Consider the following 12,650-nt stretch of genomic DNA (forward strand, 5'->3'; position numbering starts at 1 on the left):
CCGGCGCCTGTGACATGACGAACGACACCGCCGACACCTCCCGCGACGCACCCTGCTACCACTGCGGCAACCCGGTGCCCGCCAGGGCCCCCTGGTCGATCACCCTGGACGACACCCGCCATCCGCTGTGCTGTCCCGGCTGCGAGGCGGTGGCCCACGCCATCGTCGATGGCGGGCTGGCCAGCTACTACCGCTTCCGCACCGAGCTGCCGGAGCGCCCCGATGACCGCGACGCCGCCCGGGCCGAGACCTGGGCGGTATTCGACGATCCCGGCCTGCAGCGCCAGTTCGTGCATCCTGAGGGGGACGATAGCGGACGCGTCCACGCCACCCTGGCGGTGGACGGCATCACCTGTGCCGCCTGCGCCTGGCTGATCGAGCATCGCCTCAACGCCCTGCAGGGGATCGCCGCAAGCGCGGTCAACCTCACCCACCACCGGGTACGCGTCAGCTGGGACCCGCAGGAGGTTAAACTGTCGCGGATCCTCGCCGAGATGGCCGCCATCGGCTACCAGGCCCAGCCCTGGGAACCCGACGAGGCCCAGGCGCGACTGCAGCGCGAGGAGCGCATGACCGTGCGCCGTCTGATCGTCGCCGCGGTGGGCATGGCCCAGGTGATGATGTTCTCGATTCCCATCTACGTGGCCGGCCCCGGGGAGATCAGCGAGGACTTCCTCGCCCTGTTCCACTGGCTCTCCTTCGCCCTGGCCACCCCGGTGGTGTTCTTCTCCGCCCTGCCCTTCTTCCGCAATGCGCTGCGCGATCTGCGCACCCGGGTGCTGGGCATGGATGTACCGGTCTCCATCGCCATCGGCGGCGCCTATCTGGCCAGCAGCTATGCGGTGATCAGCGGTATGGGAGAGGTCTACTTCGACTCGGTGGCGATGTTCACCTTCTTCCTGCTCTTCGGGCGCTATGTGGAGGCCCGCGCCCGGCGCCGCAGCGGCCATACCGGCAACGCCCTGGCCGGCGCCCTGCCCCCCTCGGCGATCCGCCTGACCGACGCGGGCGAGGAGAGAATCCTGCCCGCCGGCGAGCTCTCCGCCGGCGACCGGGTACTGGTCAAGCCCGGCCACACCGTACCCGCCGACGGCGTGATCGAGGAGGGCGAATCGAGCCTCGACGAATCGATGCTCACCGGCGAGTACCTGCCTGTGACCCGTCGCCTCGGCGATGCCGTCACCGGTGGCAGCCACAACGTGGAGAGCCCGCTGGTGGTGCGGGTGACCCATGCCGGCCGCGATGCCCGGGTCTCCGGCATCGTCGACCTCACCGACCGCGCCTTCGCCAGCCGCCCGCGGCTCGCCCAGATGGCCGCGCGCATGGCCCACCTGTTCGTGCTCAGGCTGCTGTTCGTGGCCCTGGGCGTGGCCATCGTCTGGTGGTTCATCGACCCCTCGCGGGTGCTGTGGGTCACCCTCTCGGTGCTGGTGGTGACCTGCCCCTGCGCCCTGGCCCTGGCGACCCCCACCGCCCTCACCGCCGGCCACGGCCAGCTGCGCCGACGTGGCGTGCTGGTTACCCGCGCCGATGCCATCGAGGCGCTCTCCCAGGTCGATCGGGTGATCCTCGACAAGACCGGCACCCTCACCACCGGCCGCATGAGCCTGGTGGAGACGCGCCCGCTGGGGGGACTGGAGGTGGAGCGGGCGCGCTCCCTGGCCGCCGCCCTGGAGGCGCGATCCGAACACCCCATCGCCCGCGCCTTCCACCCCTACCGGGATGCCGACCGGCACGCCGAACGGGTCACCAGCCGCCCCGGCAAGGGTCTCGAGGGGCAGCTGGACGGTCGCGCCTGGCGGCTAGGCCGTGCGGACTTTGCCGCCCCCGAGGCGTCTCCGGTTCCACCCGGGGAGGGCCAGTGGCTGCTGCTGGCCGAGGATGGCGAGCCGCGCTGCTGGTTTCGGCTGCAGGACCAGGTGCGTGACGACGCCGCCGAGACGATAGCCATGCTGCAGGAGCTCGGCCTCGCCGTGGAACTGCTCTCCGGCGACACTCCCGGGGCTGCCGAAGGCCTGGCCAGCCGCCTGGGCATCGCGACCTGGGAGGGCAGCGCCAGCCCCGAACGCAAGCTGGAACGCATCCGCGAGTGCCAGGCCGAAGGCGAACGGGTCGCCATGGTCGGCGACGGCATCAACGACGTGCCGGTGCTGGCTGGCGCCGACGTGGCCATCGCCATGAACGGTGCCACCGACCTGGCGCGCACCAGCGCCGACGCCATCCTGCTCAGTCCGCGCCTGTCACGCATCGCCGAGGCGGTGGAACTGTGCCGTGCCACCCGTCGGGTGATGCGCCAGAACATGCTATGGTCGGTGGTCTACAACGCCTCGGCGATGCCGTTGGCCGCCATCGGCATCGTGCCCCCCTGGCTGGCCGCCATCGGCATGTCGGCCAGCTCCCTGGTGGTGGTGGGCAATGCCCTGCGCCTCAACCGTTTCCGCAGCCGCCTCGCCGATGCGTCCGCTGCCCCGGCCGCCACGCCCTCGGAGGTCAACCCATGAGCATTCTCTACCTGCTGATCCCGCTGTCGCTGATCCTGCTTGGCCTGGCCGTCTGGGCCTTCTTCTGGGCGGTGAAGCACGATCAGTTCGAGGACCTGGAGGGGCCGGCCTATCGCATCCTCTTCGATGACGACGAGAACGACGCCCCCTTGGCGCAGCGCCGACAAGCCGGGAAGGAAGGCCAGGAAAACGGCGAGACGGGAGACGACGCGGGCGCCGAAGCGCGTCACGCCAAGCACGGTGACAACGGGCCGGCGACGCCGCCACAGCGGGGCGAGAGGCGCTGATGGATCCGACCGGGCTCGACCTGCCGCCCTTCGCCGCAGCCTTCGTCTTCGGCCTGCTGGGGGGCGCCCACTGCATCGGAATGTGCGGCGGCATCATGAGCGCCCTCTCCTTCGCGGTGCCCCCCAGCATGCGCTCGCCGGCGCGCCTCGGCGGCCTGCTGCTGGGCTACAACCTGGGACGCATCGCCAGCTACATGGTTGCTGGCGCCCTGGCGGCGGCACTGGGTACCCTGCTCTCGCTGACCGCCCCCGCGCGCCTCGTCCTACAGGGCTTCGCCGCTGTGATGCTGATCCTGATGGCGCTGTATATCGCCGACTGGTGGAAGGGGCTGCTGCGGGTGGAGGCGGTGGGCAAGCGCCTGTGGCGCCATCTGGAGCCGATCGGGCGGCGATTGATGCCGGTGGTCAGGGTGCCCCAGGCGATGGCGCTGGGGGCGGTATGGGGCTGGCTGCCCTGCGGACTGGTCTACTCCATGCTCGCCTGGAGCCTGGCCATGGCCGACCCGCTGTACGGCGCGCTGCTGATGGGCGCCTTCGGGCTCGGCACCCTGCCGGCGCTGCTGGCCACCGGGCTCGCCGCCCGCCAGCTGGCAGGGCTGATTCGCCACCCGGCCACCCGCAGCATCGCCGCGCTGTCGATCATCGCCTTCGCGCTCTGGCAGCTGTGGCAGCTGCTCCCCCTGGAAGGTGGACACGCTGGCTGATCACTATTCCACGCGGGATTGACGCAGCTCAACGCTTGCCTGGCCGCGGCACCCTAGCATGGGGAGTATGTTCACGACCCGGAGTCGCCCCATGTCCGTTCACGCCAAGCGCACCGCCCCCTTCGGGGCCTCGAGTCCGCCTCGAGAGCCGCTGCCCGGCGCGGGCGACCTGGTATCTGCCGCCGAGGTCGCCTATCCCGGCCCACACCACTATCGCGACAGCGTCGGCGCCCCGGCACTGGAGTCGGCCCTCGCCGACCGCCCGGCAGAGGCGCCCCTGGCGGTAAAGGTACGCCTGCCCTTCTGCCGTCATGCCTGCCGCTTCTGCGCCAGCCAGTGCGTGCCCTCCCGCAACAACCGCCAGGCCGAGCCCTATCTGTCGCGGCTCGACCGCGAGATGGTGCTGGCCCGGCGCCGACTCACCGGCCTGCCCTCGGTGATGCGTCTGCACTGGGGCGGCGGGACGCCGGCATTCCTTGCCCTGGACCAGATGAGCGACCTCTTCGACCGTCTGGATGCCCGCCTGGGCCTCTCCGGTGCCCGGGAGCGCGACTTCAGCATCGAGCTCGACCCCCGAGAGGCGGACATGCTCACCCTGCGCCACCTGCAGGCACTGGGCTTCAACCGCCTGAACCTGGGTGTGCAGGAACTCGACCCCCGGGTCCAGCAGGCCATCAATCGCATCCAGCCACGCGCCCTGACCGAGGCGCTGGTCGACGAGGCCGACCGCCTTGGCTTCCGGGAACTGACGCTGTCGCTGATGCTCGGCCTGCCCTTCCAGACACCGCAGGGCCTCGCCGATACCCTGGAGCAGGTGATCGGCATGGCCCCGGCACGCATCCGTCTCTACCGCTACCACCACCGCCCCGAGCGTCATCTGGCCCAGCGTGCCATCCACCGCGACTGGCTGCCCGACGCGGCGACACGCCGGCGGCTGCTGGCAGAGGCGCGTGGCCGACTGGATGCTGCCGGCTACGTGCATATCGGCCTCGGCCTCTATGCACGCCACACTGACCGCCTGGCCCAGGCCCAGGCCAGCGGTACCCTGGGTCACGGCCCGCTGGGCTTTACCCAGGGCCCCGCCGGCGACCTGCTGGGGCTCGGCATGAGCGCCACCAGCCGCATCGGCGATCTGTGGATACGCAACACCGACAGCCTGGCGGAGTACGAAGAAGCCCTGGATGCCAGTCGCCTGCCCGCTGCCCGCGGCATACGCCTCACGGCCGAGCAGCAGCGCTATCGTGAGACGCTCGAGACACTGCTCTGCGGTCGCGCCATCGATCCTGCCGCCCTGGTGACGGGCTCCGGCCTGGAGGCGCTGCGCGCCGAGGGGCTGGTTGAACTCACGGGTGACGGGATGGTGCTGACCGCCGAGGGACACTGGCGGCTGCCCCGCATCCTCGAGGCATTCACTCCTCCGCCGACCACCTGACCCCGCCTCGGGGCGGCGTCGTTCTCCATTACCCTGTCCAGGGTGGTTTGCCCTGCCCGCGCTTTGCTCCATAATGGGCCCATGACCACGATCAAGAAGGAAAGGGCCATGGCTGACACCCTCACCGGCCGACGGCGTTCGGTGCTGCAGGAGACACGCTGTCAGACCTGCAGCCTGAGCTCGCTCTGCCTGCCACTGGCGCTGGAGGTGGAGGACATGGACCAGTTCGACGCCATCATCCGGCGCCGCGCGCCGCTCAAGAAGGGCGAGGCGCTGTTCCGCCAGGACAGCCCCTTCACCAGCGTGTTCGCGGTTCGCTCCGGCAGCCTCAAGCAGGTCACCACTGAGGGCAGCGGCGAGGACCAGCTAACCAACTTCTACCTGCCCAGCGAGCTGGTGGGCCTCGACGGCATCGACGAGGAGCACTACCCCGGCACCGTGGTGGCGCTGGAAACCACGACTGTCTGCGAGATCCCCTTCGACCGCCTGGACCACCTCTCGGAGTCGCTGCCGGAACTGCGCGGCCAGCTCTACCGCAGCATGAGCAAGGAGCTGCGCGACGACCGCCGCATGATGCGGCTGCTGTCGCGCAAGACCGCCGACCAGCGGCTGGCCAGCTTCTTCACCAGCCTCTCCGAGCGCTTTCGCCGGCGCGGCTACTCCCCCTACAGCTTCCGCCTCTCCATGTCGCGGGCCGATATCGGCAACTATCTGGGCCTGGCGGTGGAGACGGTGAGCCGCATCCTCGGACGCTTCCAGACCCAGGGCCTGGTGGCTGTCTCCGGGCGCGAGGTGAATATCCTCGACCTGCCGTCGCTGACTCGACTGGCCGAGGAAGAGGGCGCGCACTAACTGGAAGCGGGTCGGCCGCCTGAATGAAATCGCCCCCATGGCAAGGCCATGGGGGCGATTTCTCTTCCAGCTTCCAGGCGCGAAGCGCCGCTCTCGAAACTTCAAGCTCCCCGGCGAAGCCCGGGCCCTTCCCGCCTAAGACTCCTGGCGGATCTCGATCCGACTGGCCTGCATCCTCGCCTGCTTCTCCTCCAGCCCGGCGAAGTCGAACAGTTCGCGGTCGGCCAGCTGCGAGGGGGCGACGTTGGTCACCGCCTTGAACATGCTCTCCAGGCGCCCGGGGTGCTTCGCCTCCCACTCAGCGAGCATTTCCTTGACCAGCTGCCGCTGCAGGTTGGGCTGGGAGCCACACAGGTTGCAGGGGATGATCGGGAAGGCCATCTGCCGGGCGAACTCGGCGATATCCGCCTCGCGGCAATAGGCCAGCGGCCGTATCACCATGTTCCTGCCATCATCGGAGAGCAGCTTGGGCGGCATCGCCTTGAGGCTGCCACCGAAGAACATGTTGAGGAACAGCGTCTCGAGGATATCCTCGCGATGGTGGCCCAGGGCAATCTTGGTGGCACCAATCTCCTCGGCGAAGCCGTACAGGGAGCCGCGCCGCAGCCGCGAGCAGAGCGCGCAGGTGGTCTTGCCTTCCGGGGTCTTCTCCTTGACCACCGAGTAGGTGTCGCGCTCGAGGATATGGTACTCGACGCCCGTGCCCTCCAGGTACTCGGGCAGCACGTGCTCCGGGAAGCCGGGCTGTTTCTGGTCGAGGTTGACGGCCACCAGCGAGAAGCTCACCGGGGCGTTGCGCTGCAGGCTGCGCAGGATCTCGAGCAGGGTGTAGCTGTCCTTGCCACCTGAGAGGCACACCATCACCCGGTCACCTTCGTGGATCATCCCGTAGTCGATGATGGCATTGCCCACCTGGCGCCGCAGGCGCTTGTGCAGCTTGTTGAACTCGCGCTTCGCCCGTGCATCGGGGGCATCGGACGTTTCGGGGGCTGAGGGCGCGGCGTGGCGCTCACGGGGGTCGAAGATCACGGCGTCTTGCATGGGTCTTGGCGCTGCCAGTGCGGGCGAAAATGGGAGGGCGCCCATCCTACCATCGGCGCCGCCGCCAGGCGACGCCGGCACGCTCAGGCGAACTGGTCGCCGCTGGCGTGGCCCCGCTCCAGGCGCAGGAACATCAGCGCGGTGGTGACCGCATCGCCCAGGGCGGTATGACGCCCCATCACCGGCACCCCCAGGCGCTCGGCGACAGCCTCGAAGCGCGGCAGGCTGTCGATCTCCGGGTGCCGGCGCCAAAGCCGACGTCGCCACAACTGGGCCACGTCCACGGTGGCGTTGGGCAGCTCGAAGCCGAAACGCGGGCGCAGCTCGCGATTGAGGATCGCCAGGTCGAATCCCAGGTGCCAGCCCACCAGCGGGCGATTGCCGACGAAGTCGAGCAGTCGCGCCAGGGCGGCATCGATGCTCTCGCCGTTGTCGAGATCCACGCCGCGAAGGCCATGGATGCGGATGGAGTCGCCGGTCAGCGTGTCGGGCCGCCTCAGGCGCAGGTCCAGGGACTCGCTGGTCAGGATACGGTCGCCACGCACCCGCACCGCGGCGATCGACACCAGCTCCGCACTGCGGGTATCCAGGCCGGTGGTCTCGGTGTCGATAACCACCATCTCCTCGCCGGTATAGGGGTGAAACAGCCAAGCGTACTCGCCGTTGGCATGGCGCCTTCGGTCCGCGGCGCGCCTCAGGACCTTGAGCATGACGGGCTCCTTGTGTCGTTGTCGTTCCGTCGGTTCATGAGTATTCCAGATGGAAGCGATGCGAGAGGCGCTGCTTGAAGTCCTTGACGATATGCAGCGCCTCGCGCAGCAGGTCGCGCTCCAGTGACGAGAGTTCCTGGACCACGACCCGGTCGGGCTTGCGGTTGTCGTCATCGCCCTCGCGGCGAGACAGCTGCTGCTTGAGGCGCAGCTCGGTGAACAGCGACAGCGCCTCGGCCAGGTCCTCGGCGAAGCGCGGTTCCAGGCGACCGTCGTCGGCCAGGGCATCGAGGCGCTCCAGGGTCGAGGTGGGCCGGATGCCGCGCTCCAGGGCCATCACTCGTACGCCGTGGACGATGGGAAAGATGCCGCCCTTCTTGATGTCGATGCCGTGCTGGGGACGCTTGAGCGAACCGAACAGGGTCAGCGGCGTGGAGAAGCGCAGGATGGTGCGGGCGAAGTAGGAGAGCAGCAACTCGTTGCCGGCGCACTGGGCGAAGAGGTCGTCGCGCACCCGGTCGAGCAGCGCCGGATTGCCCGCCACCGCATGGGAGTCGAGCATGATGGCGAGCTTCATCAGGCTGTCGCCGTCGCGGGCCTCGATCCAGCGCGCGATGCGTCGCTGCCACTGGCTGACCGTGCCCACCCACTCGGGGTTGGAGACCATGATGTTGCCGGGACAGGGCGGATAGCCCAGCTCGATCAGGGTGTCGGTCAGGCGCTGCATCTGCTCGGCGCAATCGGGCCAGTCGAGGTCGTCGGCCAGGATCAGACCATTGTCCTGGTCGGTCTTGAGGATCTGCTCGCCGCGCCCCTCGCTGCCCATCACCATCAGGCAGCTACCGGCGTGGTAGCGCTCATCCACCAGGAACCCCCAGGCCTTGTTGATGATCCGCCCGTTGAGTGCGGCCAGCAGCCCCATGGCGAAGCGCAGCTTGACCCCCTGGGCCATCAGCGCGCTGACCAGTTCGGGAGTGCGGCGACTGGCGGCGGCCAACGCCTCCAGGCTCTCCGCCTGCTCCACCTGCAGGCTGACCACGTAGCTGCGGCTGGAGAAGTAGCTGAGCACGTCGGTCAGCTCCACCACCCCCACCGGGCGCTGCTGCTCCATCACCACCACCCGCTCCACCTTGTGGCGGGTCATGATCACCAGCGCCTCGAACAGGTACTGCCCGGGCGCCACGGTGATCAGCTCGCCATGGCCCAGCCCCTCCAGCGGAGAGTCGCGACCGAGCTCGTCCACCACCAGGGCATTGAGCAGGTCGGTCTTGGTGATCATGCCGTGGCCGCCGTCACGCGCCACCAGCAGCGAGTCGGCACGCCGCTCGTTGATGGTGGCCACCGCCTCGGCAATGGTCGTGGTGGCGGGCACCACCAGCGGTTCGCGCATGCACTCGTCCACCGCCGCCAGCATGAAGCCGGCCATGGTCACCCCGCCCTCGGCGCGCTGCTCGGTAAGCAGACGGGCCTTGTGAGCCAGGGTCTGGCGGAAGAACTCGGCGAATGGCGGGCAGTCATCGCACAGCTCGAGGAACAGCGCCTTGGGCAGCAGGTAACAAAGGCTCTCCTGCTCGGCGCGAAAGCGATAGCGACTCTTGCCATTGAGGATACTGATGGCACCGAACAGGTCGCCCTGGGTGTAATGACCGATGCGTTCCCGAGCCGCGGGCTGGGTGGTATCGATCTCGGCCACCTCGCCCTTGTGGATAATGAAGACATACTCGCCGGGCTGGCCGGCCTCGAGGATGATCTCGTCGCGGTCGAAGTAGGCCAGATCGACACCCTGACGCACGCGCTCGCGACCAGCGTCGTCGAGCAGCGTGAACGGCGGCTGGGAAAGATCGAGATCGACCATGGCTGGACCTCACGGATCGGCCACCACTGCGAGGAAGACCCCTACCCCGGACGTCGTTCGGCGGCGACCCGGGGCGGCTTCAGCGGCGGCATTGTTATTGGTTTCCGCAGGCGTGATCGGCTGTCGATGATGCCGATGACACATCGGTACTTCTCTGGAGCATAACAACGACGACACCTCGCCGATAAGCTAGACGATCGTATCGACCGAGCACCGCTTAGACCATGGTCCTATCCCACCCATTCATTCCTAGACAAAGGTCATAGGAGAACAGGATATACCATGGTTCTATCCTGCCACCGCCGCTCCCGGCATTTCACGAAAACAATCAATTCAACACTCTGAAAAAAAACGATTTTTATAAAACGCGTTGAATTGCTTTATTCTCATGATACGAAAGTCTGGGATTCATTTTTGCCACTCATTGACCACTATCCACCTGCATCATGCAGGGCAATCGCACGACACCAATGCGCCTCGCGGCCGGGGGCGTGCGATTGCCCTGGTGATCCCTCAACCAACGACTGCACAAGTTCCCTAGCTCAACAACAAGTGGAGAACACGACATGGCAGAAGAGAAAGTCGACTCAACCGAGTACTGGAAGGCCAACGTGCGCCTGATCGCTGGCTGCCTGGTCGTCTGGGCCTTCGTCTCCTACGGCTGCGCCATCCTGTTCCGGCCGCTGCTCGCCGGCATCCCGGTCGGTGGCACCGACCTGGGCTTCTGGTTCGCCCAACAGGGTTCGATCCTGACATTCATTTGCCTGATCTTCTTCTACGCCTGGCGAATGAACCAACTCGACAAGAAATTCGGACTCGGGGAGTAAGACAGCATGAGTCAATTTGCAATCAACCTGCTGTTCGTAGGGGCCTCGTTTGCCCTCTACATCGGCATCGCGATCTGGGCCCGAGCGGGCTCGACCAAGGACTTCTATGTGGCGGGCGGCGGCGTCCATCCGATCACCAACGGCATGGCCACTGCCGCCGACTGGATGTCCGCCGCGTCGTTCATCTCCATGGCCGGCCTGCTGGCTTCCGGCGGCTACGCCAACTCCACCTTCCTGATGGGCTGGACCGGCGGCTACGTCATCCTGGCCATGCTGCTGGCGCCCTACCTGCGCAAGTTCGGCAAGTTCACGGTGCCGGACTTCATCGGTGACCGCTTCTACAGCAACGCCGCACGCCTGGTAGCCGTCATCTGCCTGATCGTCGCCTCGGTGACCTACGTCATCGGCCAGATGACCGGTGCCGGCGTGGCCTTCTCGCGCTTCCTCGAGGTATCCAACACCTGGGGCATCTGGATCGCGGCCTTCATCGTGTTCCTGTATGCGGTCTTCGGTGGCATGAAGGGCATCACCTACACCCAGGTGGCCCAGTACATCGTGCTGATCATCGCCTATACCATTCCGGCGGTGTTCATCGCCATGCAGCTGACCGGCAACCCGATCCCCATGTTCGGCATGTTCAGCACCCACACCGAGTCCGGCATCCCGCTGCTGGAGAAGCTCGACGATGTGGTCAACGCCCTGGGCTTCCGCGACTACACCGCGGACGTCGACAACAAGCTCAACATGGTGCTGTTCACCCTGTCGCTGATGGTGGGTACCGCGGGTCTGCCCCACGTCATCATCCGCTTCTTCACCGTGCCCAAGGTGGCCGATGCTCGCTGGTCCGCCGGCTGGGCGCTGGTGTTCATCGCCCTGCTCTACCTCACCGCACCGGCCGTGGGCTCCATGGCGCGCCTGAACCTCGCCACCACGATCTATCCGGAGATGGCCGGCCAGGTCGAGGACTACGAGGCCGCCGCCAGCAATGCGCTGGTCTACGAGGAGCGCCCGGGATGGATTCGCACCTGGGAGGAGACCGGCCTGATCAACTTCGAGGACAAGAACGACGACGGCCGCATCCAGCTCTATAACGACGGCAACGCCGACTTCGCCGACACCGCCGAGGCGCGTGGCTGGGAAGGCAGCGAGCTGACCGTCAACAACGATATCCTGGTACTCGCTAACCCCGAGATCGCCAACCTGCCCCCGTGGGTCATCGGCCTGATCGCCGCCGGCGGTATCGCGGCTGCCCTCTCTACCGCGGCGGGTCTGCTGCTGGCCATCTCCTCGGCGATCAGTCACGACCTGATCAAGACCATGATCAACCCGAAGATCACCGAGAAGGGCGAGATGCTGGCCGCACGGATCTCCATGGCGGGCGCCATCCTGCTGGCCACCTACCTGGGCCTCAACCCGCCGGGCTTCGCCGCCCAGACGGTGGCCCTGGCCTTCGGTATCGCCGGCGCCTCGCTGTTCCCGGCGCTGATGATGGGGATCTTCTCCAAGCGGGTGAACAACAAGGGCGCCGTGGCGGGCATGCTGACCGGCCTGATCGCCACCCTGCTCTACATCTTCACCTACCTGGGCTGGTTCTTCGTGCCGGGCACCAACATGCTGCCCAACACGCCGGATAACTGGATCCTGGGCATCTCGCCGCTCTCCTTCGGCGCGGTGGGTGCGATCTTCAACTTCACGGTGGCCTACCTGGTGTCCACCGCCACCGAAGAGCCCCCGCAGGAGATCCAGGACCTGGTGGAGAGCGTTCGCTATCCCAAGGGTGCTGGTGCCGCAACCGAGCACTGACGTCTCGGCAATTACTGGGCCATAATGGCCCCCTGGCCCGGCTCGCCGGGCCAGTAACTCCCTACCGATCGGGCTTCCCTTGGGAAGCCCGATCTCTTTGAGAAAAGGTGAACCATGATTTGGCACTTGATTGGGGCGATCTTCGCCGGCCTCGGGGCGGCGGGCATCGGCCTGCTGCTGCGCAAGGTCAGTGGCAAGCGCCTGCCGCGCTGGATCATCCCCGCACTGGGCGGCCTGGGGATGCTCGGTTACCAGATCCAGACGGAGTACAGCTGGTACGAGCACAAGCGCTCGCTGCTGCCGGAAAGCGCCCGCGTCGTCCAGGCCGAGCAGGACGCCATGTTCTGGCGCCCCTGGACCTACCTCTTCCCCATGACCACCGCCTTCAGCGTGGTCGACGAGCAGGGCATGACGGTCCAGGCGCAGGATGGCGAGAAACGGGTCGAATTCCTGCTCTACCGCTTCGAGAAGCAGGCCCAGGACAGTGTCAGCCACCAGACCTGGCTGATGAACTGCGCCACCCGCGAGACCCTGCCCTTGGCGGGCGAGTCGCGCCAGCCACAGCTGGACGCTATGCGTCGCCTGACAGCAGAGGCCCCGCTCTACCGCGCCGTCTGTGTGGAAACCGACTGAACCAT

11 protein-coding genes are annotated in these 12,650 nt (G+C 67.3%); 8 read left to right on the forward strand and 3 right to left on the reverse strand.

The window, feature by feature from the left end:
* The first annotated feature begins 14 nt into the window (after positions 1 to 14).
* From ACJ7IV_RS12975 to fnr, 5 genes are all read left to right on the forward strand, one after another.
* A complete protein-coding gene (locus ACJ7IV_RS12975) occupies positions 15 to 2,501 on the forward strand; it encodes a heavy metal translocating P-type ATPase (protein ID WP_483864748.1) in 2,487 nt (828 codons plus the stop codon).
* Positions 2,498 to 2,788, forward strand: coding sequence for a cbb3-type cytochrome oxidase assembly protein CcoS (gene ccoS, locus ACJ7IV_RS12980; protein WP_483864749.1), 291 nt, complete (start codon positions 2,498 to 2,500; stop codon positions 2,786 to 2,788). Before ACJ7IV_RS12975 ends, ccoS begins: the two co-directional genes overlap by 4 nt.
* Positions 2,788 to 3,492, forward strand: a complete 705-nt coding sequence (locus ACJ7IV_RS12985; protein WP_483864750.1) for a sulfite exporter TauE/SafE family protein — start codon at positions 2,788 to 2,790, stop codon at positions 3,490 to 3,492. Before ccoS ends, ACJ7IV_RS12985 begins: the two co-directional genes overlap by 1 nt.
* A 91-nt stretch (positions 3,493 to 3,583) precedes the next feature.
* Positions 3,584 to 4,924, forward strand: coding sequence for a radical SAM protein (locus ACJ7IV_RS12990; RefSeq protein WP_483864751.1), 1,341 nt, complete (start codon positions 3,584 to 3,586; stop codon positions 4,922 to 4,924).
* Positions 4,925 to 5,032: 108 nt separating this feature from the next.
* Entirely contained in the window at positions 5,033 to 5,776 is a 744-nt protein-coding gene (gene fnr / locus ACJ7IV_RS12995) for a fumarate/nitrate reduction transcriptional regulator Fnr (RefSeq protein WP_483864752.1), read from the forward strand.
* 135 nt (positions 5,777 to 5,911) lie between these two features.
* Here the strand turns inward: fnr and ttcA are convergent, their stop codons facing one another.
* The 3 genes from ttcA to ACJ7IV_RS13010 form a co-directional block, all read right to left on the reverse strand.
* Complete coding sequence (gene ttcA / locus ACJ7IV_RS13000) at positions 5,912 to 6,817, reverse strand: tRNA 2-thiocytidine(32) synthetase TtcA (RefSeq protein WP_483864753.1); 906 nt, start codon at positions 6,815 to 6,817, stop codon at positions 5,912 to 5,914.
* Positions 6,818 to 6,900: 83 nt separating this feature from the next.
* A complete protein-coding gene (locus ACJ7IV_RS13005) occupies positions 6,901 to 7,527 on the reverse strand; it encodes a 3'-5' exonuclease (protein WP_483864754.1) in 627 nt (208 codons plus the stop codon).
* Positions 7,528 to 7,561: 34 nt separating this feature from the next.
* Positions 7,562 to 9,382 (reverse strand): DUF294 nucleotidyltransferase-like domain-containing protein, encoded by a 1,821-nt coding sequence (locus ACJ7IV_RS13010; RefSeq protein WP_483864755.1) that lies wholly within the window; start codon positions 9,380 to 9,382, stop codon positions 7,562 to 7,564.
* A 566-nt stretch (positions 9,383 to 9,948) separates the two neighbouring features.
* Here ACJ7IV_RS13010 and ACJ7IV_RS13015 point away from each other — a divergent pair.
* The 3 genes from ACJ7IV_RS13015 (at position 9,949) to ACJ7IV_RS13025 (ending at position 12,645) form a co-directional block, all read left to right on the forward strand.
* Complete coding sequence (locus ACJ7IV_RS13015) at positions 9,949 to 10,209, forward strand: DUF4212 domain-containing protein (protein WP_161431234.1); 261 nt, start codon at positions 9,949 to 9,951, stop codon at positions 10,207 to 10,209.
* Between the two features lie 6 nt (positions 10,210 to 10,215).
* Entirely contained in the window at positions 10,216 to 12,012 is a 1,797-nt protein-coding gene (locus ACJ7IV_RS13020; protein ID WP_483864756.1) for a sodium:solute symporter family protein, read from the forward strand.
* A 114-nt stretch (positions 12,013 to 12,126) separates the two neighbouring features.
* Entirely contained in the window at positions 12,127 to 12,645 is a 519-nt protein-coding gene (locus tag ACJ7IV_RS13025; protein ID WP_483864757.1) for a hypothetical protein, read from the forward strand.
* The last annotated feature ends 5 nt before the right edge of the window (positions 12,646 to 12,650 follow it).

Source organism: Halomonas sp. C10-5 (genome assembly GCF_057169305.1).

Coding starts and splice junctions, on each gene's coding strand:
- ACJ7IV_RS12975 (WP_483864748.1), top strand. CDS start 15: ATGACGAACGACACCGCCGACACCTCCCGCGACGCACCCTGCTACCAC.
- ccoS (WP_483864749.1), top strand. CDS start 2,498: ATGAGCATTCTCTACCTGCTGATCCCGCTGTCGCTGATCCTGCTTGGC.
- ACJ7IV_RS12985 (WP_483864750.1), top strand. CDS start 2,788: ATGGATCCGACCGGGCTCGACCTGCCGCCCTTCGCCGCAGCCTTCGTC.
- ACJ7IV_RS12990 (WP_483864751.1), top strand. CDS start 3,584: ATGTCCGTTCACGCCAAGCGCACCGCCCCCTTCGGGGCCTCGAGTCCG.
- fnr (WP_483864752.1), top strand. CDS start 5,033: ATGGCTGACACCCTCACCGGCCGACGGCGTTCGGTGCTGCAGGAGACA.
- ttcA (WP_483864753.1), bottom strand. CDS start 6,817: ATGCAAGACGCCGTGATCTTCGACCCCCGTGAGCGCCACGCCGCGCCC.
- ACJ7IV_RS13005 (WP_483864754.1), bottom strand. CDS start 7,527: ATGCTCAAGGTCCTGAGGCGCGCCGCGGACCGAAGGCGCCATGCCAAC.
- ACJ7IV_RS13010 (WP_483864755.1), bottom strand. CDS start 9,382: ATGGTCGATCTCGATCTTTCCCAGCCGCCGTTCACGCTGCTCGACGAC.
- ACJ7IV_RS13015 (WP_161431234.1), top strand. CDS start 9,949: ATGGCAGAAGAGAAAGTCGACTCAACCGAGTACTGGAAGGCCAACGTG.
- ACJ7IV_RS13020 (WP_483864756.1), top strand. CDS start 10,216: ATGAGTCAATTTGCAATCAACCTGCTGTTCGTAGGGGCCTCGTTTGCC.
- ACJ7IV_RS13025 (WP_483864757.1), top strand. CDS start 12,127: ATGATTTGGCACTTGATTGGGGCGATCTTCGCCGGCCTCGGGGCGGCG.